This is a genomic window from Endobacterium cereale (genome assembly GCF_009617585.1).
Lineage (GTDB): Bacteria > Pseudomonadota > Alphaproteobacteria > Rhizobiales > Rhizobiaceae > Neorhizobium > Neorhizobium cereale.
The window spans coordinates 265,345-291,644 of sequence record NZ_WIXI01000047.1; the positions used below are offsets into that span (position 1 = coordinate 265,345).

General features: G+C 59.2%; 27 protein-coding genes, 3 tRNA genes and 1 pseudogene. 2 read left to right on the plus strand and 29 right to left on the minus strand.

Translation table 11 applies throughout. The features are described 5' to 3' along the window. Nucleotides 1-159 precede the first annotated feature (159 nt). From GAO09_RS20025 to GAO09_RS20145, 26 genes and pseudogenes are all read right to left on the minus strand, one after another. The gene (locus GAO09_RS20025; protein ID WP_153356489.1) at nucleotides 160-738 is read right to left on the minus strand and encodes a GNAT family N-acetyltransferase; all 579 of its coding nucleotides are present in this window, start codon (nucleotides 736-738) and stop codon (nucleotides 160-162) included. A gap of 39 nt (nucleotides 739-777) precedes the next feature. Further along, nucleotides 778-1,071 (minus strand): hypothetical protein, encoded by a 294-nt coding sequence (locus GAO09_RS20030; protein ID WP_153356492.1) that lies wholly within the window; start codon nucleotides 1,069-1,071, stop codon nucleotides 778-780. A 409-nt stretch (nucleotides 1,072-1,480) separates the two neighbouring features. Further along, entirely contained in the window at nucleotides 1,481-1,750 is a 270-nt protein-coding gene (locus GAO09_RS20035) for a DUF1467 family protein (RefSeq protein ID WP_153356495.1), read from the minus strand. A 124-nt stretch (nucleotides 1,751-1,874) separates the two neighbouring features. Then, nucleotides 1,875-2,276, minus strand: coding sequence for a methylmalonyl-CoA epimerase (mce, locus tag GAO09_RS20040; protein WP_153356497.1), 402 nt, complete (start codon nucleotides 2,274-2,276; stop codon nucleotides 1,875-1,877). A 225-nt stretch (nucleotides 2,277-2,501) separates the two neighbouring features. After that, nucleotides 2,502-2,630, minus strand: a complete 129-nt coding sequence (locus tag GAO09_RS30265; protein ID WP_274379772.1) for a hypothetical protein — start codon at nucleotides 2,628-2,630, stop codon at nucleotides 2,502-2,504. 125 nt (nucleotides 2,631-2,755) lie between these two features. Further along, complete coding sequence (locus GAO09_RS20045; protein WP_153356500.1) at nucleotides 2,756-4,423, minus strand: ribonuclease J; 1,668 nt, start codon at nucleotides 4,421-4,423, stop codon at nucleotides 2,756-2,758. A gap of 17 nt (nucleotides 4,424-4,440) precedes the next feature. Further along, entirely contained in the window at nucleotides 4,441-5,199 is a 759-nt protein-coding gene (locus GAO09_RS20050) for a biotin--[acetyl-CoA-carboxylase] ligase (RefSeq protein ID WP_153356503.1), read from the minus strand. A 1-nt stretch (nucleotide 5,200) separates the two neighbouring features. Continuing rightward, complete coding sequence (gene nuoN, locus GAO09_RS20055) at nucleotides 5,201-6,643, minus strand: NADH-quinone oxidoreductase subunit NuoN (protein WP_153356506.1); 1,443 nt, start codon at nucleotides 6,641-6,643, stop codon at nucleotides 5,201-5,203. Between the two features lie 19 nt (nucleotides 6,644-6,662). Then, entirely contained in the window at nucleotides 6,663-8,177 is a 1,515-nt protein-coding gene (locus GAO09_RS20060) for an NADH-quinone oxidoreductase subunit M (protein ID WP_153356509.1), read from the minus strand. Then, nucleotides 8,177-10,174 carry an NADH-quinone oxidoreductase subunit L gene (gene nuoL / locus GAO09_RS20065; protein ID WP_153356512.1) on the minus strand — a complete coding sequence of 666 codons (1,998 nt, stop codon included), beginning with the start codon at nucleotides 10,172-10,174 and terminating at the stop codon, nucleotides 8,177-8,179. The genes GAO09_RS20060 and nuoL overlap by 1 nt, the downstream gene beginning before the upstream one ends. Before the next feature lie 7 nt (nucleotides 10,175-10,181). Beyond that, entirely contained in the window at nucleotides 10,182-10,490 is a 309-nt protein-coding gene (gene nuoK / locus GAO09_RS20070) for an NADH-quinone oxidoreductase subunit NuoK (RefSeq protein ID WP_132273210.1), read from the minus strand. Between the two features lie 22 nt (nucleotides 10,491-10,512). Beyond that, nucleotides 10,513-11,127 carry an NADH-quinone oxidoreductase subunit J gene (locus GAO09_RS20075; protein ID WP_153356515.1) on the minus strand — a complete coding sequence of 205 codons (615 nt, stop codon included), beginning with the start codon at nucleotides 11,125-11,127 and terminating at the stop codon, nucleotides 10,513-10,515. Nucleotides 11,128-11,287: 160 nt separating this feature from the next. Beyond that, the gene (nuoI, locus tag GAO09_RS20080) at nucleotides 11,288-11,782 is read right to left on the minus strand and encodes an NADH-quinone oxidoreductase subunit NuoI (protein WP_112728445.1); all 495 of its coding nucleotides are present in this window, start codon (nucleotides 11,780-11,782) and stop codon (nucleotides 11,288-11,290) included. A 40-nt stretch (nucleotides 11,783-11,822) separates the two neighbouring features. Further along, nucleotides 11,823-12,869 carry an NADH-quinone oxidoreductase subunit NuoH gene (gene nuoH, locus GAO09_RS20085; RefSeq protein ID WP_153356518.1) on the minus strand — a complete coding sequence of 349 codons (1,047 nt, stop codon included), beginning with the start codon at nucleotides 12,867-12,869 and terminating at the stop codon, nucleotides 11,823-11,825. A 10-nt stretch (nucleotides 12,870-12,879) separates the two neighbouring features. Then, complete coding sequence (nuoG, locus tag GAO09_RS20090; protein ID WP_153356521.1) at nucleotides 12,880-14,961, minus strand: NADH-quinone oxidoreductase subunit NuoG; 2,082 nt, start codon at nucleotides 14,959-14,961, stop codon at nucleotides 12,880-12,882. A 2-nt stretch (nucleotides 14,962-14,963) separates the two neighbouring features. After that, on the minus strand, nucleotides 14,964-15,584 hold the full coding sequence (locus GAO09_RS20095) for a 5' DNA nuclease (protein ID WP_153356524.1): 621 nt from the start codon (nucleotides 15,582-15,584) through the stop codon (nucleotides 14,964-14,966). Between the two features lie 4 nt (nucleotides 15,585-15,588). Further along, nucleotides 15,589-16,893, minus strand: coding sequence for an NADH-quinone oxidoreductase subunit NuoF (gene nuoF, locus GAO09_RS20100; protein ID WP_153356527.1), 1,305 nt, complete (start codon nucleotides 16,891-16,893; stop codon nucleotides 15,589-15,591). 41 nt (nucleotides 16,894-16,934) lie between these two features. After that, nucleotides 16,935-17,825 (minus strand): annotated as a pseudogene (nuoE, locus tag GAO09_RS20105) (NADH-quinone oxidoreductase subunit NuoE); the annotation flags it as partial. A gap of 52 nt (nucleotides 17,826-17,877) precedes the next feature. Continuing rightward, nucleotides 17,878-19,068 (minus strand): NADH-quinone oxidoreductase subunit D, encoded by a 1,191-nt coding sequence (locus GAO09_RS20110; RefSeq protein ID WP_153356533.1) that lies wholly within the window; start codon nucleotides 19,066-19,068, stop codon nucleotides 17,878-17,880. Continuing rightward, nucleotides 19,065-19,496, minus strand: coding sequence for a GFA family protein (locus GAO09_RS20115; protein ID WP_153356537.1), 432 nt, complete (start codon nucleotides 19,494-19,496; stop codon nucleotides 19,065-19,067). The genes GAO09_RS20110 and GAO09_RS20115 overlap by 4 nt, the downstream gene beginning before the upstream one ends. Next, nucleotides 19,493-20,095, minus strand: a complete 603-nt coding sequence (locus GAO09_RS20120; RefSeq protein ID WP_153356540.1) for an NADH-quinone oxidoreductase subunit C — start codon at nucleotides 20,093-20,095, stop codon at nucleotides 19,493-19,495. Before GAO09_RS20120 ends, GAO09_RS20115 begins: the two co-directional genes overlap by 4 nt. A 10-nt stretch (nucleotides 20,096-20,105) precedes the next feature. Beyond that, the gene (locus tag GAO09_RS20125) at nucleotides 20,106-20,705 is read right to left on the minus strand and encodes a NuoB/complex I 20 kDa subunit family protein (protein WP_153356543.1); all 600 of its coding nucleotides are present in this window, start codon (nucleotides 20,703-20,705) and stop codon (nucleotides 20,106-20,108) included. Then, on the minus strand, nucleotides 20,675-21,040 hold the full coding sequence (locus GAO09_RS20130; protein ID WP_153356548.1) for an NADH-quinone oxidoreductase subunit A: 366 nt from the start codon (nucleotides 21,038-21,040) through the stop codon (nucleotides 20,675-20,677). Before GAO09_RS20130 ends, GAO09_RS20125 begins: the two co-directional genes overlap by 31 nt. Nucleotides 21,041-21,130: 90 nt before the next feature. After that, nucleotides 21,131-21,406 carry a hypothetical protein gene (locus tag GAO09_RS20135; RefSeq protein ID WP_153356551.1) on the minus strand — a complete coding sequence of 92 codons (276 nt, stop codon included), beginning with the start codon at nucleotides 21,404-21,406 and terminating at the stop codon, nucleotides 21,131-21,133. 341 nt (nucleotides 21,407-21,747) lie between these two features. After that, a tRNA-Asp gene (locus GAO09_RS20140) sits at nucleotides 21,748-21,824 on the minus strand. Between the two features lie 63 nt (nucleotides 21,825-21,887). After that, a tRNA-Asp gene (locus GAO09_RS20145) sits at nucleotides 21,888-21,964 on the minus strand. A 275-nt stretch (nucleotides 21,965-22,239) separates the two neighbouring features. Between GAO09_RS20145 and GAO09_RS20150 the strand changes: the two genes are divergently transcribed. Further along, a tRNA-Val gene (locus GAO09_RS20150) sits at nucleotides 22,240-22,315 on the plus strand. Between the two features lie 128 nt (nucleotides 22,316-22,443). Further along, nucleotides 22,444-22,860: a hypothetical protein gene (locus tag GAO09_RS20155; protein WP_153356554.1), complete on the plus strand. Its 417-nt coding sequence runs from the start codon at nucleotides 22,444-22,446 to the stop codon at nucleotides 22,858-22,860. A gap of 59 nt (nucleotides 22,861-22,919) precedes the next feature. Here the strand turns inward: GAO09_RS20155 and GAO09_RS20160 are convergent, their stop codons facing one another. The 3 genes from GAO09_RS20160 to hupB all read right to left on the minus strand — a co-directional run bounded on the left by GAO09_RS20160 (nucleotide 22,920) and on the right by hupB (nucleotide 26,292). Next, nucleotides 22,920-25,109 carry an esterase-like activity of phytase family protein gene (locus tag GAO09_RS20160; protein WP_153356558.1) on the minus strand — a complete coding sequence of 730 codons (2,190 nt, stop codon included), beginning with the start codon at nucleotides 25,107-25,109 and terminating at the stop codon, nucleotides 22,920-22,922. A 146-nt stretch (nucleotides 25,110-25,255) separates the two neighbouring features. Then, nucleotides 25,256-25,858, minus strand: coding sequence for an inorganic diphosphatase (locus GAO09_RS20165; RefSeq protein ID WP_153356561.1), 603 nt, complete (start codon nucleotides 25,856-25,858; stop codon nucleotides 25,256-25,258). Between the two features lie 155 nt (nucleotides 25,859-26,013). After that, nucleotides 26,014-26,292, minus strand: coding sequence for a DNA-binding protein HupB (hupB, locus tag GAO09_RS20170; RefSeq protein ID WP_132273196.1), 279 nt, complete (start codon nucleotides 26,290-26,292; stop codon nucleotides 26,014-26,016). Between the last annotated feature and the right edge of the window lie 8 nt (nucleotides 26,293-26,300).

The following is a 26,300-nucleotide window of genomic DNA, read 5'->3' on the forward strand; positions in this document are numbered from 1 at the left end:
TCTTAGGCGCGCTTCGTTCGCAGCCCCGGCAACGGAAAGATCACGCGAAACTCAAAAAACAAGGCTTCATCGCCTTGTTTTTTTTTGCCTTCAAATCAGGATTCGCGCTTCCGGCTGATGGGCTTATGCCTATGAAAGGTTACGGGATGATGACAGGTGTCAGGCCTCATCGCCCCGTTGGGCCGCCGTCCAATCCCTTGCCAGCACGGCATAAACATATTCGTCGCCCCACTCTCCATTAAACCGATCGTTTTCGATCAAGTGCGCCTCGCGCCGCAGACCCAGGCGCTTGACGATGCCGACGGAGCCGTTGTTGCGGCTGTCGAGCCTGGCAAAGATGCGGTGAAACCCAAAAGTTTCAAAACCTGCGGAGATCATCGCCGACACGGCTTCCGTCGCATAACCCTTGCCGCCGTAATCGGGATGAAAAACATAACCGACTTCGGCCTGCAGCGCTGCCTTGTTGGCGAGTTTCAACATGACATCCCCGACGAGAGCGCCATCCTCCTTCCGGGTGACGGCGAGGCGAAAATCGTCACCATCGTTTTCAAAGGGCGCCTCCAGCAGTTTTGCGAATTTTTCCTCCAACGCGGCACCAGTTGACGGCGCGGCGTACAGGTAACGGTAAACATCGTTGCGGCTGCGATAGGCGGCGTAAGCTGTCAGATCGTCGGTTTGAAACTTGCGCAGGATGAGGCGTGTCGTGGTTATGGAGTTCGGGAGAGACTGGAGGTTCATTACCATTCCATATGCATTTTGAAGCGCAGGCTAAGCCTCTCACAGAGAGCCGACAGGCCAGCGTGCCAAAGTTTGCGTGATTGCTGCCCTTAATTGTTGTTCTGTCGGATTATCCACCTCGAAATAACCTCCGAAACCGGCCGCAAGAGCGGCGATCTCATCGTCGGAGAGCGTGGACAGGCGATCCGGGGCGACCTCATCTCCGAGGACCTTCCAGACCACCTCGCAGCACTCGTGCGCGGACGCATCCTCAAAGGGCAGCGGCGGCGACAGGCAATGGCCGAATTCTTCCCCCATCGCCTGTTCGAAATCCATGCGATCCGTTTCGTTCATGGTTGCTCCTCGAAGCGGTCTATATTCGGCCGCGTTTCGAACCGCAGTTCGGCCGATGGAAACACGAAACGTACGGCTGCCGGCTGCTTGTCCCAAACGATGGCGCTTTTCTCGCACCGCGATGCAAAACACGGTCCCGGGATCGGCCTGCTGGTCAGAAAATGATCAACGCCCGGACCACGGACCCGGAACTCGAAATAATGCTTGATTTCACCATAAAAGAATGGGGCATCAGAACAGGTGAAGACCGATGCCTCATAGGCTCCGTCGGGCGATTGGCTGAATTGGCCATCGCATAGGGGCTGTGTGGTCAACCAGCGAAACAAAATCACTGCTGCTACAAAACACGCGGCCAAAGCCGAAAGCACAACAAGCAGCACACGCCACCAGAAACGTCTGCTCCCAAGCCTCATCCGAAATCCGGCAGAATGACCGGCAGTGAACTGATGCTGACACCGAAAAAATGTGACGCGAGAAGCCAGCCTCCCTGGAGAAGCGCGGCGATCAGGCTGGTGAGGATCACGACGCGCAGGCCGCGAAATTTCGCCGGCGCGCTTGCCACCGTGCCCAGCACCACCTCGCCCTCTTCCTGCTGGCTGCGCATGCCGATCGGTAGCACGATGAACAGGGTCAGCCACCAGATGACGAAATAGACCGCGAATGTCGACAGGATGGGCATGCGTCACTCCTCCTCCAAACCCCGCGCCGATTATAGGGAGAATGGAGCCAAGCTCAATTGCAGCAATGCATGAAGGGTTTCGGAAAATGATTCCGTCTACCGCCGCAAGTTACTGAAATCAGATTCAAATCTGCTCCAGCTCGGTCAGAGTGCCGGAAAAATCCTTCGGGTGAAGGAAGAGCACCGGCTTGCCATGTGCACCGATTTTCGGCGCTCCATCGCCAAGCACGCGCAGGCCGAGCGCCACCGCCCGGTCGCGGGCGGCAAGAAGGTCGGCCACTTCGTAACAGATGTGATGCATGCCACCGGCCGGATTCTTTGCGAGAAAGCCCCAAATGGGTGAGTTTTCACCGAGCGGCTCGAGCAACTCGACCTTGGTGTTTTCGAGTTCTACAAAAACAACCGTCACGCCGTGTTCCGGCAACGGTTGCGGATCGGAAACGGTGGCGCCGAGATTTTTGTAGGGCATCGCGGCGGCCGTCAGATTGGGGACGGCGATGGCGATGTGATTGATACGGCCGAGCATGATCTTCTCCCATGGGCGCAGCAGACATCACCTCCGCCCAACAAAATCTATGGCTTAGCCTTGGGGCTAAAGCCATGATTTTATATCTTCTCCCGCAGGCGGAGAGACTGGGCGCGGCGGCCATTCTCTTTCTTTGAGGAGCATCCGTAGTTTCAACATCTTCGCCCGCAGGTGAAGTGTCGGATATGACGGATGAGGGGCAAGTCCCCTGCCCCACAGATATCCTTAGCGAACCACAGTCACAGTTGTGGCAGCCATTTCGGGATTGCTGTCTTGCGTTACCGAAGCAACGAAGGTGATCGCCAACAGCGCCGCGCAGATGACAGCGGCGCCCAGGAAATTTCCAGGTCTCATAAAATGTCTCCGAATCGTCCCAGCCGATTGCAGAGCTAACACATGAAAATGGCGCGGAGCTTTCACACATCCGCGCCATCGCATCACACAATTGTCAATTATCGGGCCGGTGTGGCCCTTTGGACTCAGAGGCGGGTGACGAACACCGTCACGATCGGCTTTTTGCCCCAGCCATTGTTGGCGGCGGAGCGCACGGCGCGGCGTACGGATTCGCGCAGCATGTCGAGATCCTTGCGGCGGGCCCGCGGAATGCTTTCGATGGCGCCGAGGACGCTATCATAGAGCGTGTCTTCCATGCTCTCGCCCTCATCATCCATTTCCGGCAGGCCGAACAGGACGATGTCCGGGTCGGCGAGAAAATCGTGGCGGCTGTCGAGCAGCACGTTGACCGAGACATGACCGGCAAAGGAAAGCTTGCGACGGTCGCCGATACCGATTTCCTCGAAATCGCCAATCAACTTGCCGTCCTTGTAGATACGACCGAACGGGACATCCGCAATGACTTCGGCGGGACCGGGCGCGAGGCGCAGCATGTTGCCGTTGCGCACACGCGGCACGGTCTTGATACCGGCGCCGAGCGCCAGATCGCGCTGGGCCGTCAGATGAGCCGCTTCGCCGTGCACGGGCACGAGGATTTCCGGGCGGGTCCACTCGTACATTTTCAGAAGTTCGTTGCGGCGCGGGTGGCCGGACACGTGAACGAGCGCCTGGGTATCGGTGACGATGTTGACGCCCTGCTCGATAAGGCCGTTCATGATCTCGAGGATCGGCTTTTCATTGCCGGGAATGGTGCGTGAGGAAAACACGACCGTATCGCCGGCGGCAAGCGCCACATTGCGCATTTCGTCACGCGACAGCTTTGCGAGTGCGGCACGCGGCTCGCCCTGGCTGCCGGTGAGGATGACCACGACCTTGTCGCGCGGGATATAGCCGAATTCGTCTTCGGCGATGAACGGCTTGATATCGTCCATGATGCCGATATCGCGGGCAACACCCACAACACGCTTCAGCGACGAGCCGAGCAGCAGCACTTCGCGGCCGGCGGCCTGTGCTGCCAGCGCGATGGAACGGATGCGACCGACATTCGACGAGAAGGTGGTGACGGCGACGCGGCCTTCTGCGGCCTCGATGACCTTTTGTAGGCCGTGCGAGACTTCTTCTTCCGACGGCGAAACGCCATCGCGCATGGCGTTGGTCGAATCGCACATGACGGCGAGCACGCCTTCGTCACCGATTGCGCGAAAACGCTCTTCGTCGGTCAGCGGTCCGAGCGACGGATTATGGTCGATCTTCCAGTCACCGGTGTGGATGACATTGCCAAGCGGCGTGCGGATAACCAGCGACATCGGCTCGGGGATTGAATGGTTGACGCCGACGGCCTCGACTTCGAACGGACCGACATTGATGCGGTCACCGGCCTTGAAGATGGTGATCGGGATTTCGGCGCGGCCACCTTCGTAAGCGCGTTTGGCATCGAGCATGCCGGCCGTGAACGGTGAGGCATAGACCGGCACATTGAGGCCCGGCCAGATATCGTTCAGGGCGCCATAATGGTCTTCATGCGCGTGGGTGATGAAGATGCCCTTGAGGTTCTTCTTCTTGTCGGCAAGGAAGCGCACATCCGGCAGCACCAGATCGACGCCCGGCAGGTCTGGACCCGGAAAGGTCACGCCGCAATCGACCATGATCCACTGGCGGGTCGCCTCGGGGCCAAAGCCGTAGAGCGCGAGGTTCATGCCGATCTCGCCTACGCCGCCCAGCGGCAAAAATACCAGTTCGTCCTTGGAGGCCATATTGTCCTATTTCCGATTCATGCAAAAAATACGTCGCCGGCGGCAATGGGCATAAGTTCACTGCCCGTGTCCAGCATCAGCAAGCCTTTATCATCAATTCCGGCAAAGCGCCCGGAAATCGAATGGTTTGGCAGATTAACGGTGATCTTCTCGCCAATACCGCAGGCGACACTACGCCATTGGGCGGTCACGTCCGCTATGCCCCTGCCCTCGTCCCATGATTCCAGAACCTGCGCCATCTCCTTGTAAAGATGCGCGAAAAGCTCTTCCGGCAAGGCGGTTACACCATGTTCTTCGAGCGAGGTTACGGCGTAAGGGGCGCTATCCGGCTTGTGACGAATATTGATGCCGATACCGATGACGAGAGCGCGTTTTCCATCCGGCAACATCTCGGCTTCGAGCAATATGCCGCAGGTTTTCCTGCGTTCTATCAAGATATCGTTCGGCCATTTGACCTCGACCGGCGGCGTACCGGGGGGCATGACAGCGGCGATGGCGTTGCGGACGGCAAGGGCGACGGCAAGCGGAAGCGAGGCGGTGCGTTCGATCGGCGCGGGGTCGATCAACAGGAGCGTGGCGTAAAGATTGCCGGTCTCGGAGGTCCACGCCCTCCCTCTACGACCACGCCCGGCGTTTTGGCGCCGGGCGGTGATCCAGAGAAGACCTTGGTCTCCTGCCCTCGCGGCTGCGAGGGCATCTGTGTTTGTGGAGCCGACTTCATCCAGCGCGATATGCCTGAAGGCTTCGAGCGGGAAGCGGCGTCTGATGCCAGTCATATCAGAAGAATGACTTTGCTGCCGCAGATGCTGCCGTGCCGACCGGGCCGCCGAACAGCACATAGGCCGTCACGAACAGACCGGAGAAACCGAAGACCAGCTTGAGCAGGCCGGGCGTGCGGGCAAATTCGCCAACCGGCTTGTCGAACCACATCAGCTTGACGACGCGCAGATAGTAGTAGGCGCCGACGACCGAGGAGAGCACGCCGATGACGGCCAGAGCGTAAAGCTTGGCTTCGATGGCGGCGAGGAAGACAAAATACTTGGCGAAGAAGCCGGCCAGCGGCGGGATGCCGGCAAGCGAGAACATCAGCGCGGTCAGGACCAGCGCCATGAACGGACGCGTGGACGAAAGACCCGCCAGATCATCCACCGCTTCGACAGCGGTGCCGTCAGGGCGGCGCATCGACATGATGCAGGCAAAGGTGCCAAGCGTCATGACCATGTAGATCAGCATGTAGAGCGCGATCGACGAGACACCGGTTTCCGAACCAGCGGCCAGACCGACGAGCGCGTAACCCATGTGACCGATCGAGGAATAGGCCATCAGACGCTTGATGTTCTTCTGGCCGATGGCGGCAAACGAACCGAGCAGCATGGAAGCGATTGCGATGAAGACGATGACCTGACGCCAGTCGGCAACGACCGGGATGAAGGCATCCGAAACGATGCGCACCAGGATGGCCATGGCGGCGACCTTGGGACCGGAAGCGAAGAAGGCGGTAACCGGGGTCGGCGCACCTTCATAAACGTCCGGCGTCCACATGTGGAACGGCACGGCGGAGATCTTGAATGCCAGACCAGCAAGAACGAAGACCAGACCGAAAACGAGACCGAGCGAACGGGTTTCCTGGCTCAACACCTGGGCAATCTGTTCGAAGCCGGTGTTGCCGGTAAAACCGTAGACCAGCGACATGCCGTAAAGCAGCATGCCGGAGGAGAGCGCGCCGAGCACAAAATACTTCAGGCCGGCTTCGGTGGAACGAATGCTGTCACGGTTGAAGGCGGCGACGACGTAAAGCGCCAGCGACATCAGTTCGAGGCCGAGATAAAGCGCGATCAGGTCGTTAGCCGAGATCAGCAGCATCATGCCGAGCGTGGCGAGCAGGACGAGAACCGGGAATTCCGGCTTGTCGATCTGGTCGGACTTGGCATTGGCAAAGGTCATCAGCAACGCGACGATCGAGCCGAACAGCGCGGTTGCCTTCATGAAGCGGGCAAAGCCGTCCATCAGGAAGGCGCCGTTATAGGCTTCACCCTGCGGCGCGACGAAGATGATCATGATCAGAGCCACGATCATGACGGCGATTGTCAGGCCCGTTACCAGCGGCGACGAACGGTCGCCACTGAAGACGCCGATCATCAGGAGTGCCAGCGCACCGAGCGCCAGAAGCACTTCCGGGCTCGAGATCTGCAGGCTAGCAAGGAGTAGTTCAGCGGTCATAATCCAGTCCCGTCCCGTCTCAGTGCGTTACTGCGAGCGCAAGTTTTTGCGCTGCCTGCAGGGCTGCCGAGTAATTGTTGACCAGCGCGTCGATCGACGCGGCAGTCACGTCGAATACCGGCGCCGGATAGAAGCCGAAGAAGATGGTGAGCGCGACCAGCGGATAAAGCAGGATCTTCTCACGCGTCGACAGGTCCAGCAACTGCTTGAGGTTTTCCTTCTCCAGCGCACCGAACAGAACCCGGCGGTAAAGCCACAGAGCGTAGCAGGCCGACAGGATGACACCGGTTGCGGCAAACAGTGCCACCCAAGTGTTGACGCGGAAGACGCCGATGATCGTCAGGAATTCGCCGATGAAGCCAGACGTGCCCGGCAGGCCGACGTTTGCCATGGTGAAGATCATCATCGCCACGGCATATTTCGGCATGTTGTTGACGAGACCACCGTAAGCGGAAATCTCGCGGGTGTGGAGGCGGTCATAAACGACGCCGACGCAAAGGAAGAGCGCGCCGGAGACGATACCGTGCGACAGCATCTGGAACACAGCACCCTGCACGCCTTGCGTATTGGCGGCGAAGATACCCATGGTCACGTAGCCCATGTGGGCAACCGACGAATAGGCGATCAGCTTCTTGATGTCGTCCTGCATCATCGCGACCAGCGAGGTGTAGATGATGGCGATGACGGACAGCGAGAACACCATCGGAGCAAAATAGTCCGAGGCCAGCGGGAACATCTGCAGCAGGATACGGATCATACCGTAACCGCCGAGCTTCAGCATGACGCCGGCCAGGATGACCGAACCTGCGGTCGGGGCCTGAACGTGCGCATCCGGAAGCCAGGTGTGGACCGGCCACATCGGCATCTTGACTGCGAAAGCGGCGAAGCAGGCGAGGAAGAGCCATGTCTGCATGCCGGCCGGGAAGCCGTGCTTGAGGAGTTCAACGATATCGGTGGTGCCGGCGTTCCAGTACATGGCCATGATGGCGAGCATCATGAGAACCGAGCCGAGCAGCGTGTAGAGGAAGAGCTTGTAGGAGGCGTAAACGCGATCCTTGCCGCCCCAGACACCGATGATGATGAACATCGGGATCAGGGTCGCTTCGAAGAACACGTAGAACAGAACGATGTCGAGCGAGACGAACACGCCGGTCATCGCCACCTGCAGAAGCAGGAAGGAGATCATGTATTCCTTGATGCGGTGTTCGATCGATTCCCAGCTCGCCAGCACGCAGAACGGCATGAGGAAAGTGGTGAGGATGACGAACAGCATGGAAATGCCATCGACGCCGAGATGGTAGGAAATGCCGGTGCCGAGCCATTCATGGCTCTCGACCATCTGGAAGCTGGCGCTCGAATTGTCGAAGCCGATCCAGATGAAGAGAGACACGATGAAGGTGAAGACGGTGGTCGCCAGCGAAATATAAAGGACATTGCGGCGGCCGTTCGCGCCCTCCTGCCCGGTGAGGAGCAGGAGCACCACGCCGACGAGCGGCAGGAAGGTGACCGTTGAAAGAATGGGCCAATCGGTCATCAGAAGGAACTCCCGAGCATCATCCATGTGACGAGGGCGGCGATGCCGATCAGCATCGCAAACGCGTAGTGATAAAGGTAGCCGGACTGCAGACGCACGACATTGCGCGTAACGTCGACAACACGGGCGGCGATACCGTTCGGGCCGTAAGCGTCGATGACGGCGACGTCACCCTTCTTCCACAGGAAGCGGCCGAGAGCCTTGGCCGAACGGACGAAGAGGAAATCGTAGAGTTCGTCAAAATACCACTTGTTGAGCAGGAACTGGTACAGGCCCTGCTGCGAGGCGGCGAGACGCTTCGGGGTTTCCGGCGACTTGATATAGAAATACCAGGCGGTGACGAAACCGATGATCATGGCAAGGAACGGTGCCAGAGCAACCAGAGCCGGCACGTGGTGGAATTCGTGCAGCAGTTCGTTGTGCTCGGATGTGAAGAGAGCACCCTTCCAGAACACATCGTATTCGTGGCCGTAGAAGAATTCCTTGAAGACCACGCCTGCAACAACCGCGCCGATGGCGAGGATGTAGAGCGGCACAAGCATGACCTGCGGGCTCTCATGCACGTGGTGCATCACTTCGTGGCTCGCACGCGGCTTGCCGAAGAAGGTGAGGAAGATCAGGCGCCACGAATAGAAGCTTGTGAACATGGCCGCGATCACCAGAAGCGTGAAGGCAAAGCCGGAAGCCGGCGAATGCGATGCATAGGTCGCTTCGATGATGAAGTCCTTGGAGAAGAAGCCGGCGAAACCGACCGGCGTGAACGGAATGCCAACGCCGGTAATGGCGAGCGTGCCGATCAGCATCATCGCGAAGGTAACCTTGATGTGCGGACGCAGGCCGCCCATGTGGCGCATGTCCTGCTCACCATCGACGGCGTGGATGACCGAGCCGGCGCAAAGGAACAGCAGTGCCTTGAAGAAAGCGTGCGTGAACAGGTGGAAGACGGCTGCGCCATAAGCGCCGACGCCGAGCGCCACGAACATGTAACCGAGCTGCGAGCAGGTCGAGTAGGCGATGACGCGCTTGATGTCGTTCTGCACGAGGCCGACGGTTGCCGCGAAGAAGGCGGTGATAGCACCGATGATGGTGACGACCAGCAGCGCATCCGGCGACAGTTCGAAGATCGGCGACATGCGGGCGACGAGGAAGACGCCGGCGGTGACCATGGTTGCGGCGTGAATGAGGGCCGAGACCGGGGTCGGGCCTTCCATGGCGTCCGGCAGCCAGGTGTGCAGCAGGAACTGCGCCGACTTACCCATCGCGCCCATGAACAACAGAAGGCAGGTGACGGTGATCGCCGTGCTCTTGGTCAGTTCCATGCCGAAGAAGTTCGCAACGATCGCGTTGGCGTCGGCAGCCCCTTCATGCGGCATATAGGTGGCGGCAGCCGCAAAGATGGTTTCGAAGTTGATCGAACCGAACAGCACGAAGACGCCGCCGATGCCGAGGATGAAACCGAAGTCACCGACGCGATTGACGATGAAGGCCTTCATGGCGGCAGCAGACGCGGACGGCTTCTTGAACCAGAAACCGATCAGCAGATACGAGGCCAGACCCACGCCTTCCCAGCCGAAGAACATCTGCAGCAGGTTGTCGGCAGTGATGAGCATCAGCATCGCGAAGGTGAACAGCGACAGATACGCGAAGAAACGCGGACGATGTTCGTCGTGATGCATGTAGCCGATCGAATAGAGATGCACGAGCGTCGACACGGTGTTGACGACGACGAACATGATCGCGCTCAGCGTATCGATGCGCAGCGTCCATTCGACATCGATGCTGCCGGACTGAATCCAGCGCATGACGACGGCCTTGATGACCTCGCCCTCGGAATGACCGAGTGCGACGTTGAAGAAGACGATCCACGACAGGATGGCCGTGATGATCATCAGACCGGTGGTGACGTATTCCGATGCCTTGGCGCCGATCTGGCGGCCGAAAAGGCCGGCGATCAAGAAGCCGATCAGGGGAAGAAAGACGATTGCCTTGTAGATCATGACCCGATCAGCCCTTCATCATATTGACGTCTTCGACCGCGATGGAGCCGCGGTTGCGGTAGAAGACAACGAGAATTGCAAGACCGATCGCCGCTTCCGCTGCAGCAACCGTCAGAATGAAGAGGGCGAATACCTGGCCGGCGATGTCGTTGAGGAACGACGAAAAGGCCACCATGTTGAGGTTTACCGACAAAAGGATCAGTTCGACCGACATCAGGATGATGATGACGTTCTTACGGTTCAGGAAGATTCCGAACACGCCGATCGTGAAGAGGATCGCGCTGACCGTCAGGTAATGGGAAAGTCCGATTTCCATAATTTCAATCCTTGTCCCGCTCTCAGAGGCCCTGGCCCGACTTGACCTTGACGATCTCGACACCGGTTTCCGGCGTGCGAGCAACCTGGCGGGCGATATTCTGCCGCTTGATGTTCTGGCGATGGCGCAGCGTCAGCACGATCGCGCCGATCATGGCGACGAGCAGGATGAGGCCGGCCACTTCGAAGAAGTAGACGTAATGGGTGTAGAGCACGTCACCCAGCGCTGCCGTGTTCTGGCGCTCTGCGATATCCGGCATCGGCATGGCGATCGACTTGGCCGCCTGCGGCGACAATGTCGTGCCGCCGACCACGAGGATCAGTTCTGCTGCGACCACCAGGCCGACCAGCGCACCGATCGGCGCATATTGCAGCACGCCCTGGCGGAACTCGGCGAAGTCGATGTCGAGCATCATGACGACGAAGAGGAAGAGAACCGCAACGGCGCCGATATAAACGACCAGCAGCAGCATCGCCAGGAACTCGGCTCCCGTCAGCAGGAACAGGCCCGCCGAGTTGAAGAACACGAGGATGAGAAACAGCACCGAGTGAACCGGATTTTTGGCCGACACGACCATGACCGCCGACGCCACAGCGACGAAGGCGAAGAGATAAAAGAATATAGCGTGTAGAGCCATGTTGGTGCTTTCTCGTCTTCCCCGGCAAGACCTTTCAAAGAAAGGCCCCTCCCCGTCGGACCTGGCGGCCGATGCCGTCCAGACATTTGTCATCTTCATTCCCGCCGCCACCGGCTGCGGGACATTTCAAACTCAAGCATTGCCCTTCAACGGGACCCTATCAACGATAAGGCGCATCCAGCTGAAGGTTGCGGGCGATTTCACGTTCCCAGCGGTCGCCATTGGCGAGCAGCTTGGCCTTGTCGAAATACAGTTCTTCGCGGGTCTCCGTGGAGAACTCGAAGTTCGGGCCTTCGACGATGGCATCGACCGGGCAGGCTTCCTGGCAGAAACCGCAATAGATGCACTTCACCATGTCGATGTCGTAACGCACCGTGCGGCGGGTGCCGTCATTGCGGCGCGGACCGGCTTCGATGGTGATCGCCTGAGCGGGACAGATGGCTTCACACAGCTTGCAGGCGATGCAGCGTTCTTCGCCGTTGGGATAACGGCGCAGCGCATGTTCGCCACGGAAGCGCGGAGAGACCGGTCCCTTTTCGAACGGGTAGTTGATGGTCGCCTTCTGGCGGAACCACAGATATTTGAACGTCAGCGCGAAAGCGGCGACGAATTCCTTCAGGAACAGCGAACCGACGGCTTGAGAGAGGCCTGCCATCTTTATTCTCCAATAGAACCGAGCGAGGATCGAGCCATCATCAGCCAGCCCATCCCGTCAGCTTCAGTACGAATGCAACAATCACCAGCATGCCGAGCGAGAGCGGAAGGAAGACCTTCCAGCCGAGACGCATCAGCTGGTCGTAGCGGTAGCGCGGCACGATGGCCTTGGCCATGGCGAAGCCGAAGAAGACCATGCAGACCTTGATCAGGAACCAGACGATGCCCGGAACCCAGTTGATCAGCCAGAAGTCGAACGGCGGCAACCAGCCTCCGAGGAAGAGGATCGTGGTCAGCGCGCAGATCAGCATGATGGCAGCGTATTCGCTGAGCATCAGCATCATGTACGGAGCCGACGAATACTCGACCATGTAACCGGCGACGAGTTCCGATTCCGCTTCCGGAAGGTCGAAGGGCGGACGGTTGGTTTCAGCCAGACCCGAGATGAAGAACACCACGAACATCGGGAACAGCGACAGCCAGTGCCAGTCGAGGAACGAGTTCGGCAGGCCGATCATCGTACCGAGTCCGGTTTTTTGCGCGTAAACAATGTCCTGGAGGTTCAGCGAACCGACGCAGAGGAGAACGGTGACGATGACGATGCCGATCGAGACTTCGTAGGACACCATCTGTGCCGCCGAGCGCAGCGCGCCGAGGAACGGGTATTTCGAGTTCGACGCCCAGCCGGCCATGATGACGCCGTAGACTTCGAGCGAGGAGATCGCGAAAATGTAGAGGATGCCGACATTGATGTTGGCAACGGCCCAGCCATCATTGAGCGGGATGACCGCCCAGGTAGCGAGCGCCAGAACCACCGAGACCAGCGGTGCCAGCAGGAAGACCACCTTGTTGGCGCCGGCCGGAATGATCGGCTCCTTCAGGATGAACTTGAGCAAGTCGGCGAACGACTGGAACAGGCCGAACGGACCAACGACGTTGGGGCCGCGGCGCAGCTGGACGTTTGCCCAGACCTTACGGTCGGCCAGCAGGATGAAGGCGATGAAGACCAGAAGGCAGACCAGCGTCAGCAGGGAATGCCCCACCATGATGAGGGCCGGCCAGATGTAGGTCGAGAAGAAAGAATCCATTGTCCTGCCCTTACTCCGCTGCAACCTGGAAGTTGTTGCGGGCCAATGCCGAACATTCCGCCATGACGGCAGACGCGCGGGCGATTGGGTTCGTCAAATAGAAGTCCTTGACCGAGGATGCAAACGCAGCCTTGTCGGCGCGGCCTGCAACCATCGAAAGTTTTGCGACCTGTTCGCCGGTGCCGGCGGCCACTTCGTCGATCTCCGCGAAATGCGGGAATTCGGCGTAGAGCTTCGCACGCAGGGCAGACAGGCTGTCGAACGGCAGCTTGTGGCCGAGAACGTCGGACAGCGCACGCAGGATCGCCCAGTCTTCGCGGGCTTCGCCCGGGGCAAACCCAGCGCGGTTGCCCATCTGGACGCGACCTTCGAGGTTGACCCAGGTGCCCGATTTTTCGGTATAGGCAGCGGCCGGCAGGATGACGTCGGCGGTATGAGCGCCGGCATCGCCGTGGCTGCCGATATAGACGGTGAATTTTGCACCCTTGCCACCGAATGCCATTTCGTCAGCACCGAGCAGGAAGAGAACGTCCATAGACTTCAGCATGTCGGATGCGTTGAGGCCGTTCGCGCCCGGCACGAAGCCGAGATCGAGACCACCGACGCGCGAGGCTGCGGTGTGGAGAACACCAAAACCGTTCCAGTCTTCGGTGACGGCACCAACCGTTGCGGCAAGACGGGCGGCGAGCGCGAGGATTGCAGCGCCATCAGCGCGGGCGACTGCGCCCGGACCGACAATGATCATCGGGTTCTTGGCGGCGGTCAGCTTGTCGATGAAGGCATTGCCGTTTTCGACGAGGTCGGTCAGCGTGTCCGGACCGGCGCCGAGATATTCGTAATCCCAACGCATTTCGCCGGCTTCACCGATCAGGCCGATCGGGAAATTGCCGCGACGGAAGCGCTTGCGGATACGGGCGTTGAGAACGGCTGCCTCATAACGCGGGTTGGAACCCACGATCAACAAAGCATCAGCCTTTTCAATGCCTTCGATGGTCGGGTTAAAGATGTAGCTTGCGCGGCCGAGCGACGGATCGAAAGCCGAACCATCCTGGCGACAATCGATGTTTTCCGAACCGAGCGAGGCGATCAGCGACTTCAGCGCATACATCTCTTCGACGGAGGCGATGTCACCGGCAATGGCGCCGATCTTGTTGGCAGGTGCCGCTGCGACCGCCGACTTGATGGCGGCGAATGCTTCACCCCAGGAGGCAGCCTGCAGGCGGCCGTCGCGGCGCACGTAAGGACGGTCGAGACGCTGGGTCTTGAGGCCATCCCAGATGAAGCGGGTCTTGTCAGAAATCCACTCTTCGTTCACGGCTTCGTTGACACGCGGCATGATGCGCATGACTTCGCGGCCACGCGTATCGACGCGGATGGCCGAACCGACAGCATCCATCACGTCGATGGATTCGGTCTTGTTCAGTTCCCACGGACGGGCGGTAAAGGCGAACGGCTTGGAGGTGAGCGCGCCGACCGGGCAGAGGTCAACGACGTTGCCCTGCAGCTCGGAGGTCATCGCCTGCTCGAGATAGGTGGTGATTTCGGCATCTTCGCCACGACCGATCAGGCCGAGTTCTGAAATGCCGCCGACTTCCGTCGTGAAGCGAACGCAACGCGTGCAGTGAATGCAGCGGTTCATCACGGTCTTGACCAGCGGGCCGATATACTTGTCTTCGACGGCGCGCTTGTTTTCGGTGTAGCGCGAGCTATCGATACCAAACGCCATGGCTTGGTCCTGAAGATCGCACTCACCGCCCTGGTCGCAGATCGGGCAATCCAGCGGGTGGTTGATCAGCAGGAATTCCATCACGCCTTCGCGGGCCTTCTTGACCATCGGCGTGTTGGTATAAACTTCCGGAAGCTCGCCGTTCGGGCCGCCGCGGATATCGCGCACGCCCATGGCGCAGGAGGCTGCCGGCTTCGGCGGGCCACCCTTCACTTCGACCAGACACATGCGGCAGTTGCCGGCGACCGACAGACGTTCGTGGAAACAGAAACGCGGCACTTCGGCACCCGCCTCCTCGCATGCCTGCAGCAGCGTGAAGTGGTCCGGAACCTCGATTTCCTTGCCGTCAACCTTGAGCTTCGTCATCGTTACGTCCTGTTTTTCCGTCCGCCGGTCTTGCGGGCCTGGGTCCCAACCGGTGGCAATTCCTGTGCGCCAGAGGTCAGCGTCCCACCCAATTTCTGGGCTTGGCCGACCCAGTCGTCACGCGTCACACGGCCATCAAGGCCAAGTTCGGCATCGACGCGGGCAGCCTGTTCGGCGCTCCATCCGGCGATTTCGGCCAAGGTTGTGACACCCAGACCGTTCAGCTTCGTCTCGATCTTCGGGCCGAGACCCGAGATCCGTTTCAAATCGTCTTTTGCTTCCGGCTGTGCAGCCTTGGCGGTTCTTGTCTTCGTGGCCGTCGGTGCCGGTGCTTCAGCCTTTTCGGCTTCAGTCGCGGCAGGCTCGCGGGCCATGTCTTCCAGCGTGCGGTGCAGACGCTGGCTGGCGTCCATAGCGTTCTGCATCATGCCGAACATCGCGGTCGCGAACTGAGTCTGCAACTCGATGCCGATCTGCGTCATTGCCGCCATGGCAGCCGCCGGATTGGCCATCATCGGGTTCAGCGTCAGCGAAGCCGGATCGAAACCGGGCCAGGACGAGCCGAACGCCGGCTTTGCCGTCGATGCCCCCTGCCCCGCGTGTTTCTCCTCCGGCGACGTCATCACCTTACTCCGCAGCTTCCAGCACGGCGCCTTCCGACGTCGAGCGGTATGTGTATTGATCGATGCGTGCTTCGATTTCCGGGCGGAAATGGCGGATGAGGCCCTGAACCGGCCAGGCGGCAGCGTCGCCGAGCGCACAAATCGTATGCCCTTCGATCTGTTTGGTCACCTGGAACAGCATGTCGATCTCGCGCTTCTGGGCATTGCCCTTGACCATGCGTTCGAGCACGCGCCACATCCAGCCGGTGCCTTCGCGGCACGGCGTGCACTGGCCGCAGCTCTCGTGCTTGAAGAAGGCCGAGATGCGGGCAATCGCCCTGATCACGTCGGTGGACTTATCCATGACGATGGCACCAGCCGTGCCGAAGGACGAACCGACGGCGCGCAGGCCATCGAAGTCCATCTGGCAATCGATGATGTCCTTGGCAGGAACGATCGGGCAGGATGCGCCGCCGGGAATGACCGCCAGCAGATTGTCCCAGCCGCCGCGAATACCGCCGGCATGCTTGTCGATCAGTTCGCGGAAGGTGATGCCCATTTCCTCTTCGACAGTGCACGGCTTGTTGACGTGACCGGAGATCATGAACAGCTTTGTGCCGACATTGTTCGGGCGACCGAGCGACGAGAACCAGGTGGCGCCACGACGCAGGATGGTCGGGGCAACCGCGATCGACTCGACGTTGTTGACCGTGGTCGGGCAACCATAAAGGCCCATGTTGGCCGGGAACGGCGGCTTGAGGCGCGGCTGGCCCTTCTTGCCTTCAAGACTTTCGAGCAGTGCTGTCTCTTCGCCGCAGATATAGGCACCCGCGCCGTGATGGACGTAGATGTCGTAATCCCAGCCGTTCTTGTTGTTCTTGCCGAGCAGACCGGCGTCGTAACATTCGTCGATCGCGGCCTGAAGGGCTTCGCGTTCGCGCATGTATTCGCCACGAACATAGATGTAAGCGGTGTGCGCGCCCATGGCGCAACCGGCGATCACGCAGCCCTCGATCAGCGTATGCGGATCGTTGCGCATGATTTCACGGTCCTTGCAGGTACCGGGCTCAGATTCGTCGGCATTGACGACGAGGTAATGCGGACGACCGTCCGATTCCTTCGGCATGAAGGACCATTTCAGGCCTGTCGGGAAGCCGGCGCCACCACGACCACGAAGGCCGGATGCCTTCATCTCGTTGATGATCCAGTCACGACCATTGTCGATGATCTGCTTGGTGCCATCCCAATGACCACGGCTCATGGCGCCCTTGAGCGACTTGTCTTTGAGGCCGTAGATGTTCGTAAAGATGCGATCCTGATCTTTAAGCATGATCACGCCTCCCCTTCAGGCTTGGCTTTGCGGGTACGCTTCGGCTTGTCTTCACCGGCAACGGCACCTTCGGGCGCCGGTGCGCCTTCGGCCTTGCTGCCGCGACGCTTGACGTCAGGCTTTTCGGCCGTCGTGGTGGACTCGCCCTTTTCGGCTTCCTTGGCGTTGGCTGCGGCTGCAGCCGGCGCGGTGACCGGGGTCTTCAGCGACTTGTCGGTTTCCGGTGCGGTATCCTTCGGATGACCGGCATCGGCGGGCGGCACAGATGCGCCGTCGGCGGCCGGTTCCGGCTTCGGATCGAGATTGGTGCGAACCGGCTTGATATCGTCGAGCAGCGTCAACGGGCCGCCTTCCGGCGCCGACAGATGACGGTTGATCTGCGGGCCAACCGGCACATCCGCGCCCTTGCCGGCTTCGAATTCGTCGATGATCTGTTCGAGGCGTTCCGGCGTCAGGTCCTCATAGGCATCCTTGAAGATGATGACCATGGGAGCATTGACGCAGGCGCCCTGACATTCGACCTCTTCCCAGGACAGCGTGCCCTCGGCATTGGTATGGAAGGGATCGTGATGGATCTTGTGCTGACAGACCTTGATCAGCTCATCCGAGCCACGCAGCATGCAAGGCGTGGTGCCGCAGACCTGGATATGGGCACGGGTGCCGACCGGCTTCAGCTGGAACTGGGTGTAGAAGGTCGCGACTTCCAGCACGCGGATATACGGCATGGTGAGCTTTTCGGCGACATATTCGATCGTCGCCTTGGTCACCCAGCCGTCCTGTTCCTGCGCACGCATCAGCAGCGGGATGACAGCCGACTGCTGGCGTCCCTCGGGATACTTGGCAATGGTCGCGGCTTCGAACACGGTGTTTTCCGCGTTGAAGGCAAAGGTTGCAGGCTGAAACTGGTCTTCGGCTAGTCGACGAACAGACATTCTACATCACGTCCTATTCAGAATATTGCAATCATGATCGGGAGCGAACGCATCAGCGATCCACCTCCCCGAACACGATATCGAGCGAACCGAGGATTGCCGTGACGTCGGCCAGCTGGTGGCCTGTCGACATGTAATCCATGGCCTGCAGATGCGCGAAACCGGGAGCGCGCAGCTTGCAGCGGTATGGCTTGTTGGAACCATCGGCGACGAGATAGACGCCGAATTCGCCCTTCGGCGCCTCGACGGCCGCATAAACTTCGCCCGGCGGTACGTGGAAACCTTCGGTGTAGAGCTTGAAGTGGTGGATGAGCGCTTCCATCGAACGCTTCATCTCGCCGCGCTTGGGCGGAACCACCTTGCCGTCCGTTGCCGAGATCGGGCCGGTCTTGGCATCACCCAGCAGGCGGGCAACGCACTGCTTCATGATCTTTACCGATTCGCGCATCTCGGCCATGCGGACGAGGTAACGGTCGAAACAGTCGCCGTTCTTGCCGATCGGAATATCGAAATCGAGGTCGGCGTAGCACTCGTAAGGCTGCGACTTGCGCAGGTCCCAGGCAGCGCCCGAACCACGCACCATCACGCCCGACATGCTCCAGTTCCACGCCTCTTCCAGCGAGATCACGCCGATATCGACGTTACGCTGCTTGAAGATGCGGTTGCCGGTAAGCAGGCCTTCGATATCGTCCAAAACCTTGATGAACGGATCGCACCACGCGCCGATATCTTCCACCAGCTGCTGCGGCAGATCCTGATGGACGCCACCGGGGCGGAAATAGGCTGCGTGCATACGGGCGCCACAGGCGCGCTCGTAAAAGATCATCAGCTTTTCGCGCTCTTCAAAACCCCAGACCGGCGGGGTCATGGCACCAACGTCCATGGCCTGGGTCGTGACGTTCATGATGTGCGAGAGGATACGGCCGATTTCCGAATAGAGAACACGGATCAGCTGGCCGCGGATCGGCACCTGAAGGCCGAGCAGCTTTTCGATCGCCAGGCAGTAGGCGTGCTCCTGGTTCATCGGCGCGACATAGTCGAGACGGTCCAGATAAGGCAGCGCCTGCAGATAGGTCTTCGATTCCATCAGCTTTTCGGTGCCGCGATGCAGCAGGCCGATATGCGGATCGACGCGTTCCACGATTTCGCCATCGAGCTCCAGCACAAGACGCAGAACGCCGTGCGCCGAAGGATGCTCCGGGCCAAAGTTGATCGTGAAATTGCGGACGTTATGTTCAGTCATTGTTGCGCTCCGCCCGTAACCATGGCGATGAATTCGGGACCGGTCATGTTCTGTGTCGTGTTCGAGAACGAATAGCTGGACGGCTTTTCATCCACGAAGATCTGCGATGCGAACGTGAAATCGGACGGGTTATCGAAAGACTGCAGCGAAACCGCATTATGCGCACCATCCTTGGAACGCCACATGACAGTCGTGCCGCAGGCACTGCAAAAACAGCGCTCACCCCATTCCGACGAAGAATAGACGCCGAGCGGCGCCCCATCCTGCACTTCTACGCTCTCGCATTCGACCGCGAGAAAAACGCCGCCGGTCCAGCGCCGGCACATGGAACAGTGGCACGCGCCAAATTCGCGCGTCGCGACCACAGCATCAAAACGGACAGCGCCGCAGAGGCACTGTCCCTGTTCCTTGAGCGCTTCGCCACTCATGACTGCGCCTTTTCATCTCCGGGCAGCACATAGTCGGTGCCTTCCCATGGCGATGTGAAGTCGAAATTGCGGAATTCCTGGCGAAGCTCGACCGGCTCATAGACAACCCGCTTGAGCTGGTCGTCGTAACGAACCTCGACGAAACCGGTAACCGGAAAGTCCTTGCGCAGCGGATGCCCCTGGAAACCGTAGTCGGTCACGAGGCGGCGCATGTCCGGATGGCCGGAGAACGGCACGCCGTAGAGATCCCAGATCTCGCGTTCGAACCAGTCGGCGCCCTTGTAGACGCCGGTGACCGAGGGAACCGAAACGTCTTCGGCGACTGCAAGCTTCACACGCAGGCGAAGGTTCCGCTTGGGCGACAGCAGGTGATAGACGACATCGAAACGCTCTGGGCGCTGCGGCCAGTCGACACCGGACACATCGATGAAGCTGACAAAACCGCCCTGCGGATCATCGCGCAGGAAAGTCATAAGCTCGACGATGCTGTCGCGGTCGGTCGTCAGGTTGAGTTCGCCATAGGCGATCTCGGACGCCGACACGAGGTTGCCGGTCGCTTCGCGGATGTAGGTGGAGAGTTGTTCGAGAACTTCGCTCATGACTTATCCCTCAGCGCTCGATCGTGCCGGTGCGGCGGATCTTCTTCTGCAGCAGGAGCACTCCGTAAAGCAGTGCTTCTGCCGTGGGGGGACAGCCCGGCACATAAATGTCTACCGGAACGACACGGTCACAACCGCGCACTACCGAATAGGAATAATGGTAATAACCACCACCATTGGCGCAAGATCCCATCGAAATGACGTAACGCGGCTCCGGCATCTGGTCATAGACCTTGCGGAGCGCCGGCGCCATCTTGTTGGTCAGCGTGCCGGCGACGATCATCACGTCAGACTGGCGCGGTGATGCGCGCGGAGCGACACCAAAGCGCTCCATGTCGTAACGCGGGCCGGACGCCTGCATGAGGCCTTCAACGGCGCAACAGGCCAGACCGAACTGCATCCACATCAGCGAGCCGGTGCGCGCCCAGGTGATCAGTTCGTCGGTCGAGGTAACGAGAAAGCCCTTGTCGGCCAGCTCGTTGTCGACGTCGGTGAAAAACGGATCGGTGGCGCCGACAGGTTTGCCGGTCGCCGGATCGAGAATGCCCTTCGGCTTTTGCGCGACGAGCGTGTTGCCGGTCATTCCCATTCCAGAGCTCCCTTCTTCCATTCGTAGATAAAGCCGATGGTGAGCACACCGAGGAACACCATCATGGACCAGAAGCCGAACCAGCCCATTTCACCGAAGGACACAGCCCAGGGAAACAGGAAGGCGACTTCGAGATCGAAGATGATGAACAGGATCGAGACCAGGTAGAACCGGATATCGAACTTCATACGGGCGTCATCGAAGGCATTGAAACCGCATTCGAAGGCGGAGAGCTTTTCCGGATCGGGAGCCTTGTAGGCCACGGCGAAGGGCGCGATCAGCAGCGCCAGACCGATCACCATGGAAATGCCGATGAAGATCGCGATCGGGAGATAGGAACTGAGGAGTTCAGTCATTGTATTCCATCCCTGCCTGACCGCAAGCGAAGGGCAAACGCCTAACACTTATGCACTGGCCAAGCGAACGTGCATTGCAACAAGGGCTGACTATCGCAGGATAGCCCCCGGCGCAAGAGGTTTGACCCCCAACCCCCACTCCAAAATGATGCGAAAGACGACGAAACGTCGCAGCATGCGAGGGAAAGCCATAAAGCGCCGGGAAAACGCGATTTCAGCCATCGGTGACAATGCACCTAAATTATTAACAGGAGCGAAAAACTCAAGGTTTTCGGGCGTTTCTTGCGTTTTGTCAGGTGATGAACGGCAAATGTTTGAATTTACTAAAAAAAATTTCATGCGACGATAGCGCGCAGCAAAACGCACTCAAAAATCAACTTCAGAGTCAGCGGCAACATAACGAATGCAATCAACAGGTTAGAGACCCAACAGGCTCGAAACCCCGCCTCTCACAGCCCAAATTTTGGGCAAACCATACCCGAATACCGCAGCCAACCGCGACAGCCCTCCCCTACGGCGATCACGCAATTGCGAATGCGCCTATACCGCAGCGCACTCTGCAGGCATGACACGATAGCCGATCCGAGAATCACACGGAGGGAGCAGGGCCGGACAACATACGCCTGCGACAACGCAATGGACTGGCTATTGAATGATTGGAGAAGACCTGAACGCGTCAGGCAAGGCCGAAAAGGTTTCGAAGAAAATGGCGCGAGTGACGGGGCTCGAACCCGCGACCTCCGGCGTGACAGGCCGGCACTCTAACCAACTGAGCTACACCCGCGCATATTTTCTTCGCCTTGCGGCAACTCTCGCATGAGGCGAGAGGTAGACTGAGAAGAGATAGTGGCGCGAGTGACGGGGCTCGAACCCGCGACCTCCGGCGTGACAGGCCGGCACTCTAACCAACTGAGCTACACCCGCACTTATCTCGAAACGAAGCGTTTCTTTTCAGAGAAGCTTCCCTTCATCCGGCGGCCTCAACCGTTCGGATGAGCGCTCACTAAGAGGTTCGCGGACGGGTGTCAACAAGTTTTGACGACAAAAGAATGACGAAATCAACTTTCCCCAGCAAGACAAGGATTTCCCCATATCTGTCGCAAATTTTTCAAAAAAATGGAAAAAGGCTCTTGCGGATTTCTCCGGTTCCGCATATCTCACGGCCACCGACGCGGCGGACATGATCCGGTTGACGCGAAGGGCGATTAGCTCAGTTGGTAGAGCGCCTCGTTTACACCGAGGATGTCGGGAGTTCGAGTCTCTCATCGCCCACCATTATTTCCCCTAATATCATGATTAAATAGGCACAAGATTTCCCAGGCTTTGGCTCGGCGATCTCCGCTCGCTATCAACTTGTGCTTTCGATCGCAGGTCCCTAGGCTTCCGGCTTTTAGGGGATCCAGATGTATCTTGAGGAAACATTGATCCGGGCATCTGGACCGCTCAGCATGTTGATCGGCATTGCTTTAGCGACATTTTTGTTCTGGCTGGAAGCGATGCATTCACGGCGCTCGTGCTGGCCAGCATTTCTGGCCATATACGTCTTCATCGTCACATACTTCATTGCTGCGGCGCGCTGCGTACAGACCTATCTGCGCTGGCGCGTCGATTCTTTTGATCTCAACGGCAACGGCATATTCGAACACACGGAGCCATTCGGCGCCTACGGCTATCTGCAACACCATCTGTTCGCCGATACCGGTCGGGCGATGGCTTTTATCACCGCGTCGGTGCTCGCACCCTTTTTTCTGCTGTTCAGCTACGTGCTTTACCGGGCCCTGCGCTTCGCGGTCGGCCTCATTGCAAAGCCCCAAGGCTGACAAAAAAGCCGGGCGCGCATCACGCACCCGGCCCTCCCCTTCACATCGCGTGAGAGTTCTTAGTTTGTGACCTTGATATCAACCGGCAGGAACAGCGTCTCGCCCGACGAATCATCCACACCGTCATTGTCGGTGACCATGAATGCCTTGCCGGACTTGTCGAAGCCAAAACCTTCCAGCTTGTCGAGGACGTAGCCGTTGGTGGCGGTTTTCAGGCTCGGAAGGAAATCGTGGACTTCTTCCTTGGTGACGACCGGCAGTTCGCCGCCGAGTTTTGCCGGTTTCAGGTCCTTGAGCGAGACGCGATAAAGCTTTTTCAGCTTTGCAGCGTCGCCAATCAGGTTGTCGCGCTCGATGATGTAGAGGAAGTCACCCTTGGCGGTGATTTCGGAAAGACCAACCCAGCCCTTTTCAGCCTTTTCGAGCGGGTAACGGACGGCGGTCCACTCCTTCGATTTCGGCTTGTAGGCGAGAAGCTTGGTCTGGCCCTTCGGGTCGTCCTTCCACTCGCGCTGCATGGCCATCCACAAGGTCAGGTCATCACCCGAACCGGTGGTGGTGATGCCTTCCAGGCCAAAGCGGGTTTCGCCGGCCAGCAGTTCGGACGGCAGACCGATTTCCGTCTTGATCTCGCCCTTGGCGTTGACGTTGTAGATGCCGTGGCCGACGAGTTTTGCGTTGTCGCCTTCCGAAGCAAACCAGAAGCCGCCCTTGCCGTCGAGGGCGATGCCCTCGATGTCGAGTTTCTGGGCCGGCTGTCCGTTGCGGGTGATGCGCACGACGTTGGTGATTTCGGCCGGCTTTTTGGTGGCGTCGATGGTGAAGATCGACGGCTGCATGGCGTAGACCGAATCAGACACCGCGTAGAACGTGCCATCCTTTTCCGCATCACCGACGAGACCGGACAAAGCGCCCCAGCCGATCACCTTGCCATCCAGATCCTTGGAGACGATCGTCGGGTAGGCCTTTTCGCCTTCAGCCAGTTCATAGATCATCACATGCGAGCGTGGGCCACCGTCTTCGCCGAGATCGGCTTCGTTGGCGGTTGCGAGCAGGTTGCGACCGGGAATTGCCACAGCGCCTTCCGGCGAGATGCCCGACGGCAGCAACTGCACGAGTTCAGGCGTGGCTCCGGTATCCTTGTAGACGGCGACCATCGAACCGCGCTCGGAGAGCACGAAGAAATACTGCTGATCGCCGAACTTGGCGGCTTCCATGCCTTCCGGCTCGATGCCCTTGTTCTTGGCGCGCTTTTCCGGGAAATGGCCGTGGCGGGCGATTTCGTGTTCCAGCGTCATGCCGGCATCGTAAAGAACCTTGCCGGAGCGGTCGAAGATGGTGAAGCCGCGCGAACCGCCCTTGTAATCGCCTTCATTGGCGATGACGAGACGATCGGTGCCGAGCCATTTCACGGCATCAGGCTCGCGCGGAACGGCGGCCAGCTTGCCCGAAAAATTGAGCGAACCATCGGTCTTGGCATCGACGCCTTCGAGATCGACCGTGCCGGCCGTGAAGTGGCTGGTGACCTTGGCGGTCTTACTGTCGATGATAATGACGTGGTTGTTTTCCTGCAGCGTCAGGGCAATCTCGCCATTGGCATTGATGTTGACGAATTCCGGCTCCGGATCTTCCGGTGCAACGGTCGCGAGGCCGGTCACGTCGACGCGCTTGATGCTATCGCAGGCCGGGACGCCATTCTTCAGGGAAACGATCAGCAGTTCGCCAGCCTGAAGCTGCGGCAGGGCGCCATCGTTCAGGTCTTCGTCACGCTGGTTTTCGATGGCGATGGCGGCAAAGGTGCCGTCAGGAGACACGACAACCGAATCGGGCTGGCCGCCGAGATCGCAGGTATTTTCGAGCTTCTTCGAGGCGATGTCGATGACGCCGAGCTTGCCGGCCGGTTTCGTCAAGTCTTTGGTGTTGTCGATGGTGATCAGCACCTTCGGGCCGGCAGCGGCCACCGAGTTCGGCTCGCCGTCGATCTTGACCGAACCGCCGGCCTTCGGTGCCTTGGCATCGGTGATATCGATGAAACCGATCGTGCCCCCCGGCGCATCGGAATAGATCAGCGTATTGCCGTCAGCGGTCGCGGTGATGATTTCCGACGATGTCGCCTTGTCCTCGCCCTTGGGCAGGTTCTGGGCGACAGGGAAAGACGCGATGCGGTTGAAGACCTGCTCGGCGCTGGCCGGCATGGCGACCGAGGTGAGCAGAACCGCCAGCAATGCGGCATGTTTCGAGAAAGACATGGACAACCCCTCTGTTAAACCAGAGTGGTTTTTCGGCCGGTGGCATGACAGCAGGATGACGGCTGAATGAGCATTCGGGGCGAACAACAAAAAAGGCCGGGAAAAGCCCGGCCTTCCACATCATCAGCCGGCAAGAGCGACCGAAATCACTTCTTCTTGGCGTTATAGGCCTTGATGGCTTCCGAAACTTCACCTTCGGCATGGGCAGCATTGTCGAAACCGTTCAGCTCGACAGCCTTGCGGCCGGCCGGCAGCTGCTTGTAGACGCGGAAAAAAGCCTCAAGACGTTCCTGCTCAATCTTCGGCAGGTCGGTAATTTCCTTGATGTTGTCGTAGGTGGGGTCGATCTTGCTGGTCGGTACGGCAACGATCTTGTCGTCGACTTCGCCGCCATCGATCATCTTCAGGACACCGATCGGGCGAACCTTGATGATGGCGCCTGGAACGATCGGCTCGCGGGTGTAGACTATTGCGTCGAGCGGATCGTTGTCGCCGCCGAGCGAGCTGGTGATCGAGCCGTAATTGCCCGGATAGATGACCGGCATCGACTGGTAGCGATCAACGATGACATGGCCGGTCTTGGCGTCGATTTCATACTTGGTGAAGCTGCCCTGCGGGATCTCGATGGCAACGTTGAATTCCTTGCCGTCATCCGTCTTCTGCGGAAAGTCGAGATAGGAGACGTATTCGGCAGCGGCGACGCCGGCGGTGACGAACAGAGCGGCGGCGGCAGTCAGAAGCGTTTTCATGGAGTTCCCTTTGATGCGATGAGGCGTTTCACCTAGGGACACGCCATGACAGCCACATGACAATTCGCTGTTGAATTCGACCGGCACCAAAAACAAAAAACCCCGGATACAATCCGGGGTTTCGAGACCAAGGCGGATAACCCGCCAAGTTCAACTTACTTGTTGTTGACGGCGTCCTTCAGGCCCTTGCCGGCCGAGAACTTCGGCACGTTGCGTGCCGGAATGTCAACTTCCGCACCCGTCGACGGGTTGCGGCCCTTGGAGGCTTCGCGGTGCGAAACGGAGAAGCTGCCGAAACCAGCGAGACGGATGTCGCCACCCTTCTGCAGTTCAGCCTGGACGGTGTCAAAAACAGCGTCGACAGCGGATGCGGCGTCGGTTTTCGACAGGCCAGCCTTTTCGGCAACGGCAGCAACCAATTCGGTCTTGTTCATGTTTCCAC